Genomic DNA, 14,487 nt, shown 5'->3' with positions numbered 1-14,487 from the left:
GGTGATAGCCGGCTTTGTAAACACTTTGGTACAAAAAAGCTTAAAGCTAATAGGGTAAAAGCTAATATTGGTATCCAGCTTATTCTCAAAACGAACTCCTTAATATGTATTTTTATGTAGCCGGCTGAGAGTCAGGAAATCCTCCGCAGCTTTCACGAAATATAAAATGCGTTTCCTCAAAAATGTTATGAGGTTCTCGTATATACCCGTTTATCATATCTAAAATTAGTTGCAAACTTTTCTTTACCATTTTTTGTATAGGCAGATCTAAGACTGTCATACTTGGCTTCAAAATACGGCTTGAAACGATGTCAGAGCAACCTATAATTTCAATGTCCTCGGGAATACGTATACCATTTTTTTGCAAAACCGAATAAACTTCAATACTATAGCCGGATACAAGCAAAAAAAGTGCAGAAGGAAGAGGCTGTGACTTAATAAGTTTTTCTGCACTTCGATACTTGCCTTCTAAGTCAATACTTTCATTAATAATATGCTCAGGGAGTACAGTAATTCCATATTTTTGGCACCCATCCAAAAAGCCAGTTCTTCTCATGCTAAAGTTCCGTGATAAAAGATTGGGTGAAATTAGGCCTGCCTTTTTATGTCCCCTTGCTGCAAATAATCGGGATACTTTTTCACCTGTAGTGTAATTATCAATACATACTGTGCTAAATTTATCATTTTGCCTGTTAAACAGTATTATTGGCATTGTGGATTTTATCTTATATAAATATTCAATATCGCTGTCAGAGGCACCAACAATTATTACCCCGTTAAACAACTGATTTTCAAATATATCTTCCATGTTGCTTATTTCCGAATATTGATAAGGTTTAAATACAACTTCTACGTTTAATTTATCCTTTAAAATGCTATTTTGAATTCCTTCAAAGAAGTTTACAATCAATTCTGAAGAAAATACAGAAGGCCACAGAATACCAATAATTGCTGCGGAATTAACTGCGGACTGATTACGTAAGCGACGTGCATATATATTTGGTTTATAGCCTAATAATTTTGCCTCTTCCCATACCCTATTCTGAGTCTTTTGGGAAATGCGCATTTTATCGCCGCGTCCATTTAGAACAATGGATACAGTACCCGTTGAAAGCTTTGTTTTTTCAGCAATTATTTTAATATTTGCATTAGCCATAGTACACTCCTAAAGGAAATATATTAACATAGTATCACAATGTTAAAGGGAATTAAAAGGAATATTTAGACAAATGCTTATATTGTGGAAAAAGCACCCTATTATTGGGTGCTTTTTCTTGTGTCGAATATGAGATACATATATTTATGAGGAGATATGTATTTTCTTATTTAAATAAATCAGGTAAAATGTCATAAATATACTGGTTAACCCAGTTCCAAGCATGTGTTCCGCCGTCGCTTACTATGAAGTAAAAGTTACCTTTTTTTGTATCGGAGGAATAAATGAAGGTATCCTTTAGTTTCTTCATAGCATCTACCTGTGGCTTCAAGTTAGGATATGCAATATCCAGATTGCCTGTAGCACAGAACAGATAATAATCCTGTGGCTTATAACCTGAATCTTTTGCAACCTTTGCCAGATATTCAGCAGTTAGCGTTGCTTTTTCGCTTCCGGATTTATCACCTAATGCCCAGCAATCTCCGCTCAACGGTAGATAATATTTGAAATAGTCAAGACAATTAATAAATGTGTACCAGGTTGTTACTGAACCCATGGAAAATCCACCGAAGGCTCTATGCTCTCTGGAAGCTTTTAAGTCTGCCAAAGATGATGATTTTGTGTAGGTATTATACTTTGTTTCTACCATAGGAACAATATCTTTCATTAATTCTTCATGGAAGAGTGCAGTATCGTCTTTTCCACCGTAAAATGTAGGTGTTACAACAATAAGCGGTTCAATATCACCATTTGCAATCATATTGTCTATGATTTTCTTCAACTCTTTGTTCTGACCAGGTCCTCCAAAGAGAAGATTTTCATTTTCACCACCGCCGTGCATCAAATATAAAACGTTATATTTTTTGCTTTTATCGGCAGCATCATAACCGTAAGGCAGATATACATTCATCTTCTTAAGGTCTTTTCCGTTTTTGAGATTATCAGCCGAGTACTCTAAGCTGACAATAGAACCTTGTTTACTGGTTTCTGTTCTATATTTGTCCGGAACTGCTTTAAAGAATTTTTCATTTGCAGCCTCATCAGTGAGAACCAATTTGCCAATTGCTGCTTTTATTGCTGAATATTGAGCATCAATTTGCTTTTGAGTAGATTTTTTATCAGCAATTACCTTTTGAGCAGCTTTAACAGCGTCTTTTACTATATTTGCATTTTTATAAAGTGTGAAATCAAGGTTTTGATTGCTTTCTACTAATTTTATAAGTTCATACGGATTAAGTCCGCTAACTGCTCCGTTAGTCTTGCCTGTAAGTAATACTTCACCGAAGGTTTTGGTATTGTTCCATGCACTGCCTGTTGAATCAAAAAGATTTATAGTACCGATTCTCTCAGTACCTTTTGCATCATTAATCTGTAGTTCTATTCCCAGTACTTTATTGTTTGATGGTTTTGTTTTAAGAGCAATTCTTGCTTCTACTATGTAGCCGTCCTTCACTTTAGTAGTTGCAGTATAGAATCTGCCGGCATCTCCTGTATCCACGGACTGTGAATTTTCAAGATTAACTCTGAAATGTAAATCATCAAGGCCGTATTCTTGAGTTTTATCATTATTTTCATCCAAGAAGATTTCCATAGAGTCCTGCATATATGGAGTTCCGGATTTTACGCTTAAGTCTTTGTCTTTTACTTCTGCAAGTAAATAAATAGCATTATCATCCCATAAAGCTTTGAAAGTGGCTTTGGTTGTCATTTTTGGGGTAACAACTTTAGGTGTAACTACTTGTGCCTTGCTCCATGCACCGTCTATTTTTCCGTCAATAACAGGTGAGCCAAAATAAGCAACCATTCTTCCTTTTGAATCAAATCCATTTTTATCTACCAATACTTTAGTAGGTTGTACAGGCTTTGTAGCTGCTTTCTTAACAACAACTTTTGCATTAAGGGTAGTAGCCTTTTTGTTTTTTGTTATTTTACAGGAAATTGTTGCAGTACCAGCTGCTATTGCCTTAACTTGACCTTTCTGAGTTACTGAAGCTATTGACTTGTTACTGGTGCTCCACTGGTAAGTTGCGCCTGCCTGCTTATTGATAATATCAAAAGTAAAGGTTTGACCCACTGTCAGCTCTTTAGGAGCTGCTTGTTTAAATGCAGGATTACTTTTTGTAGCAGCTGCAGATACGCCGGACCACGAACCAAGTAAATTCGTAAATACCATTGAGAAAACAGCTAGGATTGTAATAAAGCGTTTTAGAGATTTCTTTTTACCCATAAAATACTTCCTCCTTAAAAAAGTTACCATTTCAGCCGTTTGACTGGGAAAGTGGTAGATTATAAATTATTGTAAAATGTTTTACATTATTACCTATTTAAATCATTATAGAAGATTGGGGGGGTTAAATTTTTCCCTTGTATTTTAAATCGTTTTAAGTCTAAACTCAATTTTATCACTCATCCCAGATTGCAATATCGTTTTAGCAGCCATATTGCAATTGTATCTCATCCCTCTAATGATGTCAATATGCAGAAGTATACATAATGTGTATAGCATAAAAGTGCGATTTTAAGCTTTTATAATTGTAATTTTTGTGATAAAACGAAATAGCAAAAAAGGTGCACCGCAGAGGATACACCTTTTTTTATTTTATTATTTGCAGCAATAATTCTAAATGTAATTAACTTTTTATTTGATTTTTGTCTATTAGTTATATAATGCGGAAATATACATTTCCAAAATTAGAACCCGGTAAAATAAACTTGAAATTATAACTGTTACCTCCGGCAGGGACAGGAACATCTATATATGTAGGTTCTGACCCTGTATATGCTGTTTTGGTGTTAGTTGAATCTCTCTTATTATAAATACTATGTATTCTTTGAGAGGTCCATGAGCTGGTTGAACCTCCAGGACAATAAGCAAATGTCTCGCAAACACACCAAGTTCCACTTGATGAACTCCAAATAGAATCCCAATCAGCAGTTATTCTAATGGTTTTTCCGGCACAGCCGCTTAATACCATATTATATACTATGCCATAGTTTCCCTGTAACTCGGTGTTGCCGTTTATTGTGTTTAAACCGGTATCATATTCCCCTGCATTATTTCCCATTGCAGAACCAGCAAGAGCTAAATAAAAGCCATGTTTTCCACTTGGGGCAACGTTGCTATAGTTATAACTTACATATTTAACATCACAAGGGAAAAGTCCGGTTACACCAGAGGACATGGCAGTTGCTTTTCCAAATGTTTTGGGATTTACAGATGAAGTTGAATCAAGAAATACTATTCTGCATTTAATATTACTTGATGTTGTTTTAAACATAACATGTCCGTTTATTAATTTAAGCGGGCTGATCGTATCATAAGCAATAAAAGTTCCATCTGTTGTTATGTTTAGCGTCTGGTAATTGGTACTTTGCTGATAACCTGTTTCTACGCTAGCACACATGGCATCATCTGTTAAGGATGAATTGTCCTTGCTCACTACTTTTTTGTTATATATAGTAGCTGTTGCAGTACCGGAGGTGGTATACAAATACACACCAACCTTTATTGTTTTACTTTGGGTTTTGTTTATATGATAGAAGTATGCATCATACATTGTATTGGATGTAAGGGCTTGTTCAATAGTATAGGCACCGGACCTTCCACTGAAATTGTTTACCCATGAACCGGGATTTGATGTTGTACCGTCCCACAGCATTTCAGGATTATCCGAATAAATATATGTATTTCCCCCGTTTGACATTGTCTGAAGTGTAGCAGCATCACTAGGAATATAGGCAGCTGATACTGAAGAAATCATGAATGAAAATATACACAAAACAACTGCAATTAATTTTAGTTTTCTTTTTATCAAAAGTAACTCCCCTTTTCTGTAAAATTATTACATTTAGAACAATGAATCTATTATGCTATAATTGACAATTATTGTCAATTATAATGCGAAGGAGTGGTGCATGAATTGTTATTGAAGGCAACACTAATTTGAAGCAAACAAAAAACCATGGGAGCTACTTTCCGCCCCCATGGCCTAAAGGATTCTAATCCAATTTTAAAAATTATTAATCAACATTATATATTTTAAATTTATTGTTTTTATCAAAAGCAACTAAACGACCGTTTGAAAATCCATCATAAGAGTCTTTACCACTGGCAACCATACTGACAATCTGTGTGAACCCTTTAATTTTAGAAGGTGAATTCTTCTTAGCACCCCATTGTTTCCAAGTCCACACATTTCCGGCACCATCAATTACATAACCTTCCATTCTTCCGGCTTCAATTGATTTTGCACCTGTGAAACCTTTTATTTGCACCGGCTTTGGAGCGCCTTCACTATCAAAACTCCACTGCCAAACTGTATTGTCCTTTTTTAGTGCTAAGCCATTACTGGCTCCCGCTGAGATTTGCTTGACGTTTTTCAACGCAGTAATTTGAGTTAGGGGCTTCTTTTTAGCAAAATCTGCTATAACGGCATCATCACTCCACTGCCAAACTGTTCCATCGCTTTTAAGAGCTATAATATCAAAATCTTTTATTGATATACTGGTTACACCAGAAAGACCTTCTACTTTAAAGACTTGAAGCTTGTTGTTAACACCCCAGACTGATCCGTCAGTTTTTAAGGCATACATTCCTTCAGAACCTATACTAATAGATTTTACAGTACCCAATTTATCAAGCTTCTTTTTGGTAGGGTAAGTACCAACGTGATCAGGATCATCCTGATAATAGTACACATATCCTGATTTATCCATAACCCACAGACCAAAGTAAACATCATCTGCAGCCATTTTTACATTAGTTACTTTTTTAACTTGAACCAGATTATTGCTCTTAGGCTGAGTAACATATAATTTACCGTCGCTTGTGGTAAAGTACACTTCATTACCACCGCCTATTACTGATGGATATTTGGTTGCGGCAGCAAAAGTACTGATTGATAAGCTGAGTATAACCATTATTACAGTTAGTGCAGAAAAGAATTTCCTTGAATTCATATATTTTATCCTCCTAAATGTGTGTTAGACAAAGGGTATTTTATTATATAATGTATATATTTGCAAGATAAAGCTGTGAAATACAAAAAGCTTATAACCCAAGTGGCACAAGCTTTCTTTGGTACACCCAACACGCTCAGAATGTAACTGACCTGTGGTTTAGATAGGGATAGAGACTATTTTATTTACCTAAGGGATAAAATACAGTAAAATTGTTATCCCGGTAAGATGTATAAACGTTATTTTGATAACATACAGGAGGTGTATTAGTAAATGATAATAAGTGCCAGCAGACGAACTGATATACCCACATATTATTCTGATTGGTTTTATAATAGGATAAAAGAACAATACGTACTAGTTAGAAATCCTATGAACGCTCATCAGGTAAGCAAAATAAAACTATCACCAGAGGTAGTTGATTGTATTGTTTTTTGGACGAAAAATCCTAAGCCAATGATTGAAAGGTTAGATGAACTCAAAGATTATAAATATTATTTTCAGTTTACACTTAACTCTTACAGTAAGGACATAGAGGAAAATATACCATCAAAGAGTTGCGAGGTTATTGAAACCTTTAAAGTATTATCAGAAAAAATTGGTGCAGAAAAGGTTATATGGAGATATGATCCAATTTTGCTGAATTCAAAGTATACAATCGAGTATCATGTTAATTATTTTGATAAATTAGCAAGTAAATTAAAAGATTATACGGAGAAGTGTACCATAAGTTTTATAGATTTCTATAAAAATATCAAGAATAGCATTGGTAAACTTAATGTTAAGTGTATAGGTAACGAGGAAAAAATTCATATTGCACAAGAACTATCTAAAATCGCATTTGGATATGGACTTAAAATGGATACATGTGCTGAAGACTTAGATTTAAAAGACCTTAATATAAGTCATGCAAAATGTATTGATGATAAATTAATTGAAAGAATACTAGGGTACAAACTTAATGTTGTTAAAGATAATAATCAGAGGTTAGAGTGCGGTTGTGTATCAAGCATTGATATTGGAATGTATAATACTTGTTTTAATGGTTGTAAATATTGCTATGCCAATCATAATGCTAATAGTTTAATTAAAAATCATCAAGTATACGATAAAACATCTCCATTATTATGTAGTCAGTTAAGTGAAATTGATAAAATTAAAGAAAGGGAGATAAAATCTTTAAAAATAAATCAAATATCATTATTTAACGATTAGGGTAATATCCTCTTATTACTATTATCAAACATATATAGTTCCCTCTAAAAGAAAAATTGGAGGGGAAAATGTCCAAATTATAAAATCATTTCTGCTACAAATTTAATGCAATTACTAAGCCGACACCAGCAAGAGTACACATGATTCCACCAAATCTTATGGATAATTTATATAAATTCGATGGCTCAGTCGCATCACTCGATTTCCAACTTTCTGTAATGCTCCATACTAAAGTTGGACGGACCAACATTAAAATGCCTACAACAGTCAGTATAATTCCAAGAATAATCAACTTCGTATTCCTCCTATAAACATTGCTTATTTGATTATAACATAGTTCGACATTGCGCTAAACAGCAACAATTTTTTTATATCTGCTTGAAGAAACGAGTCAACATATTCAATATATATTAGTGCTTATAGCTTATGTACTACAAAAAGAAGAGCTTACAACCATTTGGATTGTAAGCTCTTCTGGTACGCCCGACACGATTCGAACGTGCGACCTGCGGTTTAGGAAACCGACGCTCTATCCTACTGAGCTACGGGCGCATAATAAAAAATTCCTTTTGACAACTATCATAGTATACTAAAAAATTTTGAACATTTCAAGGCTATTTTTATTTTAAAAGCATACGTATAAATAACTTTATATAGGAAATGCATGGAAAAGAATTATAGGTTGTTTTATAATTATTAGATATAGTGAGATATTAAGTATTATAGAGAATAGAATTATAGGCGACCAAAATTATATAAGAAAAGCGGAGGTAGAAAAATGGCTTCAGGAAAGACACTGCCAAAGAGAAAAGATATTGAGGACAGGTTCAAATGGAAACTTGAGGATATATATAAGGATACAGATTCATGGGAAAAAGACTTTAAGGCAGTAAAGGATTTAGCGGCACAAATGGGAAACTTCCAGGGGAAGCTTGGGAATAGTGCAGATACACTTCTTGACTGCTTTAAGAAAAGCGATGAGCTGCTGTCCCTGAATGACAAGGTATTTGTTTATGCAAGAATGAAAAGAGATGAGGACAACGGAAATTCAACCTATCAGGCATTGACGGACAGAGCTTCTACCCTTGGTACAGAGGTTTATACCGCAATTTCATTTATAATCCCTGAGATGCTGGCAATACCCGAAGACAAGCTCCTGTCTTTTATTAATTCAAACAAAGAGCTTTCCTTGTACATGTTTATGGTACAGGAAAACTTGAGACAAAAGGAGCATATTTTATCTGAAAAGGAAGAACAGATACTTGCTCTCTCAACTGAAATATCTGATACAGCAGGTGATATTTTCACCATGTACAACAATGCAGATATAAAATTTCCTCATATTCGGGATGAAAAAGGTGAGGATGTAGAAGTTACAAAGGGCAGATATTCAACAATGCTGGAGAGCAGGGACAGGAGAGTAAGAAAAGATGCCTTTGAAGCTGTGTACGGTACTTATGACAAAATGAAAAATACCTTGGGTGCCTCACTTACGGGAAATGTAAAGAAAAACAGGTTTTACTCCGTTGTAAGAAAGTATCCATCTTCATTAGAAGCATCACTTGATAACGACAATGTATCTGTAGAGGTGTATGATAATCTAATTGAAACAGTAAATAAAAATCTGCATCTGCTGGATAGGTATTTAAAGCTGAGAAAGAAAGTATTGAAGCTGGATGAACTTCATATGTATGACTTGTATGTTCCCATGGTTGAAGAATATGACAAGAAAGTTACCTATGAGGAAGGTAAGAAGCTGGTAGAAGAGGGATTAAAGCCATTGGGTGAGGAATATATCGGATATCTTAAAAATGGTTTTGATTCAGGCTGGGTTGATATTTATGAAAATCAGGGCAAAACCAGCGGAGCATATTCCTGGGGAGCTTTCAAAACCCACCCCTATGTGCTGCTTAATTATCAGGATAATATAAATGATGTGTATACTCTGGCACATGAAATGGGTCATGCGCTCCATTCTTACTATACAAATATGACTCAGCCTTATGTATACTCACAGTATAAGATATTTGTTGCAGAGGTTGCATCAACGGTAAATGAATCATTGCTAATGAGGTATATGTTATCGAAATCTGAAAGCAAGCAAGAGAAGGCATATTTACTGAATCATTATCTTGAAGAGTTCAGGGGAACAGTATTCAGACAGACAATGTTTGCAGAATTTGAAAAGCTTATACACCAAAAGACAGAACAGGGAGAGGCACTGAACGCACAGGAGCTTTGTGATATTTACTATAGCCTGAACAAAAAGTATTTTGGTGAAGCAGTTAATGTTGACAAAGAAATTGCAATGGAGTGGTCAAGAATTCCTCACTTCTACAGCAGTTTTTATGTATACAAGTATGCTACAGGCTTTTCAGCCGCTACTGCTATTGCTGAAAAAATATACAAGGAAGGCAAGCCGGCAGTTGATAAATATTTAGAGTTCCTTAAAGGCGGAGGCTCAAACTATCCTATTGAGCTTTTGAAAATAGCAGGTGTGGACCTTTCATCACCACAACCTATTCAGGATGCATTAAACGTATTTGAAAAAACTCTGGAAGAATTGGAGCAACTTTTAGTATAATATACACTAATTAACATAAAACAAACGGAGGCTATAGTAATGAACGATCCACGTATAGAAAAACTGGCATTTAATTTGATTAACTACTCATGTGAACTAAAGCAAGGCGAGAAAATCCTTATTGAGAATATCGGTAATGAGGTTCCGTTATCAAGAGCCTTAATCCGTGAAGCATACAAGGTGGGAGCAATTCCATACCTTACAATAAAGAATCCGGAATTGGAAAGAGTACTCCTTGAACAGTGTAAAGAAGAACAAGTAAAGGATATGGCCCGCTATGAATTGGCAAGGATGAAAGACATGGATGCTTACATCGGCATCAGGTCAGGGGATAACGTAAGCGAAAAGGCTTCCGTTCCCTCTGATAAGATGAAAATATACATGTCACTGTTTTCAAAGCCTGTACATTCGGAACAGCGTGTAGAACACACAAGATGGTGTGTAATGAGATATCCTACCCACTCAATGGCACAGCTTTCTAATACTCCAACTGAATATTTTGAAGATTTTTACTTTAATGTATGCAATTTGGATTATAAAAAAATGTCAAAGGCTATGGACCCACTTGTAAAACTAATGGAGTCTACCGACAAGGTAAGAATTACAGGGAAAGGGACAGATCTGACCTTCTCCATTAAAGGACTGCCTGCAATAAAGTGTGACGGCAAAATGAATATTCCTGACGGAGAGGTATTTACTGCCCCCGTAAAGGATTCTGTAAATGGTGTAATATCCTACAACTGCCCTGCGGTATATCAGGGAGTAACTTTTGAGAATATATGTCTTGAGTTCAAGGATGGAAAGATTATTAAAGCTACATCAAACGATACCGAGCGTATCAACGAAATATTTGATACTGATGAAGCAGCAAGATACGTAGGGGAGTTTGCAATAGGCGTTAATCCTTTCATTGAAACTCCTATGAAGGACACACTCTTTGATGAAAAGATAAGAGGAAGTATTCATTTTACACCCGGCAGCTGTTACGATGAGTGCCCAAATGGAAATAAGTCTTCAATACACTGGGATCTTGTGTTTATTCAAAGGCCTGAATATGGCGGGGGAGAAATATGGTTTGATGATAAACTCATTAGAAAAGACGGACTCTTTGTACCGGAAGAACTACAGGGACTAAATCCTGATAATTTGAAATAGAAAAAGTGTATTTATATAGACAAAGGGCTGTTGCAAAACAGAAAGTTTTTCTTTTTGACGCCTGTACTCCCGTATAAAATTGTATCAATGATTGCTTCCATTGATACAATTTATACTCACGTACAGGCTAGAAAAGACTTTAATCTTGCATAACCCTTTATTTTTATAACTCAAAAAGTTCCGTCAATTCTTCTTTAGTCATTTTGGTTATAAGGGTTTCTCCCGATTGGATAACTGCATCCACCAACTGCTTTTTCCTATCTTTCAGACGCAATATTTTTTCTTCTATGGTGCCGTGTGTAACCAGCTTCATTACATGAACGGTTTTTAGCTGTCCTATCCGGTAGGCACGGTCTGTTGCCTGATCTTCTACAGCCGGATTCCACCAAGGGTCATAATGGATAACCGTATCCGCACCCGTCAGATTCAAGCCCGTTCCTCCCGATTTGAGAGACAGAAGGAAAATCTGACCCTGCCCGTTATTAAAGTTTTTAACCATCTTCATTCTTTCCTCAGCAGGAGTCGACCCGTCAAGGTACAAATAGTCTACTCCATCCTCCTGCAACCACTGCCGTATAATCGCCAGCATTGATGTAAACTGCGAGAACAGAAGTATTCTATGGCCGGAGGTTAGAGAGTCCACTACTATTTCTTTTAGCAGCAGCAGCTTACCGCTATCACCTTCATAGTTGTCTACAAACAGGGCAGGGTGGCAGCATAGCTGTCTTAATCGTGTAAGAACTGACAAAATCTTTATTTGACTGCGCTCGTAGCCATTTTGGTTTATTTCCTTGAAAATATCTCCTTTAGCTTGCTCAAGATAAGCAATATATAGCTTTTTCTGTTCTTCTGTAAGGTCTGCCTGAATAATATGCTCAATTTTTTCCGGTAGCTCCTTGAGAACATCTTGTTTGAGCCTTCTGAGTATAAAAGGTTTTAATTGTTTGCTCAGGGAGGTCAGAGCTGTACTGTCTCCTTTTGAAATAGGTGATTCAAACTTTTCAACAAATTTTCCGTGAGAACGTAAATATCCCGGCAAAATAAAATCAAAAACCGACCACAGCTCGGTAAGGTTATTTTCCATAGGGGTTCCGGTAAGTGCGAACCTGTGTTGGGATACGAGCTGCTTTACGGCTTTAGCAGCCTGAGACCCGGGATTTTTAATATGTTGAGCTTCGTCCAGTATACAATATCTGAACATATAATCTTTATAGTTGTCAATATCACGTCTGATGAGGGCATAGGATGTGACTATTAAGTCTGAGTCCGCGGCGGCTTTTATTAGTTCCTCGCGTTCTGCTTTGTTTCCTACAACAGCAGTTATTTTCAAGTCCGGTGCAAATTTGTCAATTTCAGAACACCAGTTGTAAATAAGGGATGTAGGAACAATTACTATGGACGTTGCGGGGCCTGAAACGTTTTTATCATACTGCAGCAGAGTAATAATCTGCAAGGTTTTTCCCAAACCCATATCATCAGCAAGAATTCCTCCAAGACCATAGGTTGACAAAGTTTTAAGCCATTTAAAGCCAAGCTTTTGATAATTCCTTAGGGTACCTTTCAGGGCCTGGGGAATTTGAAATTCGGTCTCAGAAGGTTCGTGAATATCATGAACTAAGTCTTTAAAGGCCTTGTTGCGCTCAAAGAACTTCATTTCCGTTTCTTTAAGCATTCCATCTATAAAGAAGGCCCTGTACATAGGAAGCTGAACCAGTTCACTGTCCAAATCATCCCCTGACAGCTCAAGCTGCTCGATTATTTCAGACATAGTTAAGAGGCCCTCAGAATCAAGAGGCAGAAACGCTCCGCTTTTCAAGCGGAAGTATTTCTTTTTTTCTCTTACGTTTTGAAATATAGATGATAGCTCATCACGGTCTACGCCTTCCATATCAAAGCTGAATTCAAGAAAGTTGTTCAGTGTATTCAGCCTTAAAAACCCTGAGAATGAAGGGAGCCTTTTTATGGTCATTGCTTTAAAGCTGTCGGAATAGAATATTTGTGTATACTCCTGTAGTTTTGGAACAATTGTATTTACAAAATCAAATATCTTTTCTTCTTCGTCCAGATATATTCTATTACCGTTAACCTTAAAATCACTTTCGCCCAGTAAGTCGACAATGATACCCTCTTTTTCCATGTCCCGTACGAGAATTTTACCCAGAGTAGCGGTATCTCCAAAGGCGGAGAAAGGATTGATTATACGCTCACCATATTTAAATTTGACATCAGCAGTTATTATATCTTCATATTTATCCAGATAAATTTCAGGCTCGAAGTCCACTCGCTGTACCATTTCCTGAACATTTTCATCTATGTATACCCGACCTGTTTTTTCAACATAAGGAAGTACCTCCGAGAAGAAACGCTCCTTATCCTTTTCAATGAAGGTTATACGATTAATATTCTCCTGCTGCATATAGGTAAAAAAGGGTTTAAAGTAGTTGCGTTGTGCCTCCGATACCCTGTATATTGTTTCACCGTATAAAAAATATTCAGAGTCGGAGGTTATCTGGTGAAGAGGTAATTTGGTGTCTATATTCAAATCTATGGATGAGGAGTTTCCTGTTAATGTGAATTCTAAAGGAATATCCTCATTTTGTATTACAACGTTCTGGATTTTAATGTTATTGTTTATTACATTAAAAGGGGTTTCGTGCAAAAGCTGAAGAAGTCTTTTAAGGGCTGCTTCAGAGAGGAAAATGTCTTTATCAATAAAAGTGCTGTACTTACTTAATTCTCCTGTAAAATAGTGCAATAAATTTTCGTTCTGCCATATTTCCTGAAGATATGAAATAACAGGCTTGTCATTATCCTTAAAGCCGTATATAGCAGGGTCAAAGGTAAAACCTTTCCCGAAGATAAGCTCAGTCCCTGTTTTAAGGCTTTCCAGCATCTGCCGTACATTCCTGACCACATAAAACCTGTCAGTACCTATACGAAGGGACAATGAGGCAATAGGCCCTTTTTTGGGGATTGAGAACCTTCTGCTGATAATTTCAAGATTATATTCAACATTAATGGGAAGCTTTACACCTGAGCCTTTATCTGAAAAAAACTGAAAAATATCTTTTGCGGCTTTCTTTTGAACGGAAGAATTAAAAAAGCCCTGCTCGTCCTTTTCTTTAATTAAAAAAAGAACGGCAGCAATATGTTTGCAGCCTTTTCCTGTCTTTTCAAAATCTGAACAGGTGCATGAATAATCAGTGAGATTACCGGACTTGGCAAACTGCGCCTGTACATTGTACGGGCGAGTTCCCAAAACTGTTGCGTCAAACAGCAGCATATCTTGATTAAAAGACAAGGATTTGATACGCTTATCCCTGAAATAGTCCATGCCCTTTTTGAATCTCATGGGTGTAGATAAATAATAAATAGTGTCTTTAGAAATTTTAAACATCATTTTCTCCAAAGTATAATA

At 36.1% G+C, this 14,487-nt stretch carries 9 protein-coding genes and 1 tRNA gene; 3 read left to right on the top strand and 7 right to left on the bottom strand.

Features of this window, described 5'->3' with window-relative positions; translation table 11 throughout:
- Positions 1 to 112: 112 nt before the first annotated feature.
- From P0092_RS21880 to P0092_RS21865, 4 genes are all read right to left on the bottom strand, one after another.
- A complete protein-coding gene (locus tag P0092_RS21880) occupies positions 113 to 1,156 on the bottom strand; it encodes a LacI family DNA-binding transcriptional regulator (protein ID WP_004620946.1) in 1,044 nt (347 codons plus the stop codon).
- A gap of 166 nt (positions 1,157 to 1,322) precedes the next feature.
- Entirely contained in the window at positions 1,323 to 3,383 is a 2,061-nt protein-coding gene (locus P0092_RS21875; RefSeq protein ID WP_004620945.1) for a sugar-binding protein, read from the bottom strand.
- A gap of 433 nt (positions 3,384 to 3,816) precedes the next feature.
- Positions 3,817 to 4,971, bottom strand: a complete 1,155-nt coding sequence (locus P0092_RS21870; RefSeq protein WP_004620944.1) for a hypothetical protein — start codon at positions 4,969 to 4,971, stop codon at positions 3,817 to 3,819.
- Between the two features lie 205 nt (positions 4,972 to 5,176).
- Positions 5,177 to 6,115 carry an RCC1 domain-containing protein gene (locus tag P0092_RS21865; RefSeq protein ID WP_004620943.1) on the bottom strand — a complete coding sequence of 313 codons (939 nt, stop codon included), beginning with the start codon at positions 6,113 to 6,115 and terminating at the stop codon, positions 5,177 to 5,179.
- Between the two features lie 273 nt (positions 6,116 to 6,388).
- Here P0092_RS21865 and P0092_RS21860 point away from each other — a divergent pair, with 273 nt between their 5' ends.
- Entirely contained in the window at positions 6,389 to 7,330 is a 942-nt protein-coding gene (locus P0092_RS21860; protein WP_004620942.1) for a DUF1848 domain-containing protein, read from the top strand.
- A gap of 94 nt (positions 7,331 to 7,424) precedes the next feature.
- On the opposite strand, the gene P0092_RS22085 is transcribed toward P0092_RS21860, so the two are convergent.
- Positions 7,425 to 7,622, bottom strand: coding sequence for a DUF6199 family natural product biosynthesis protein (locus tag P0092_RS22085; protein ID WP_004620941.1), 198 nt, complete (start codon positions 7,620 to 7,622; stop codon positions 7,425 to 7,427).
- Between the two features lie 183 nt (positions 7,623 to 7,805).
- Positions 7,806 to 7,882: transfer RNA gene (locus tag P0092_RS21855), tRNA-Arg, on the bottom strand.
- Between the two features lie 226 nt (positions 7,883 to 8,108).
- Here P0092_RS21855 and pepF point away from each other — a divergent pair.
- Both pepF and P0092_RS21845 read left to right on the top strand, forming a co-directional pair.
- Positions 8,109 to 9,914, top strand: coding sequence for an oligoendopeptidase F (pepF, locus tag P0092_RS21850; protein ID WP_004620940.1), 1,806 nt, complete (start codon positions 8,109 to 8,111; stop codon positions 9,912 to 9,914).
- Positions 9,915 to 9,953: 39 nt separating this feature from the next.
- Positions 9,954 to 11,069 (top strand): aminopeptidase, encoded by a 1,116-nt coding sequence (locus P0092_RS21845; RefSeq protein WP_004620939.1) that lies wholly within the window; start codon positions 9,954 to 9,956, stop codon positions 11,067 to 11,069.
- A gap of 163 nt (positions 11,070 to 11,232) precedes the next feature.
- Here the strand turns inward: P0092_RS21845 and P0092_RS21840 are convergent, their stop codons facing one another.
- A complete protein-coding gene (locus tag P0092_RS21840) occupies positions 11,233 to 14,466 on the bottom strand; it encodes a DEAD/DEAH box helicase (RefSeq protein WP_004620938.1) in 3,234 nt (1,077 codons plus the stop codon).
- Positions 14,467 to 14,487: the final 21 nt, after the last annotated feature.

This window comes from Ruminiclostridium papyrosolvens DSM 2782, from assembly GCF_029318685.1.
Taxonomy (GTDB): domain Bacteria; phylum Bacillota; class Clostridia; order Acetivibrionales; family DSM-1351; genus Ruminiclostridium; species Ruminiclostridium papyrosolvens.
The sequence above is the reverse complement of the archived record's forward strand: the minus strand, read 5'-3'. Positions and strand labels throughout refer to the sequence as shown.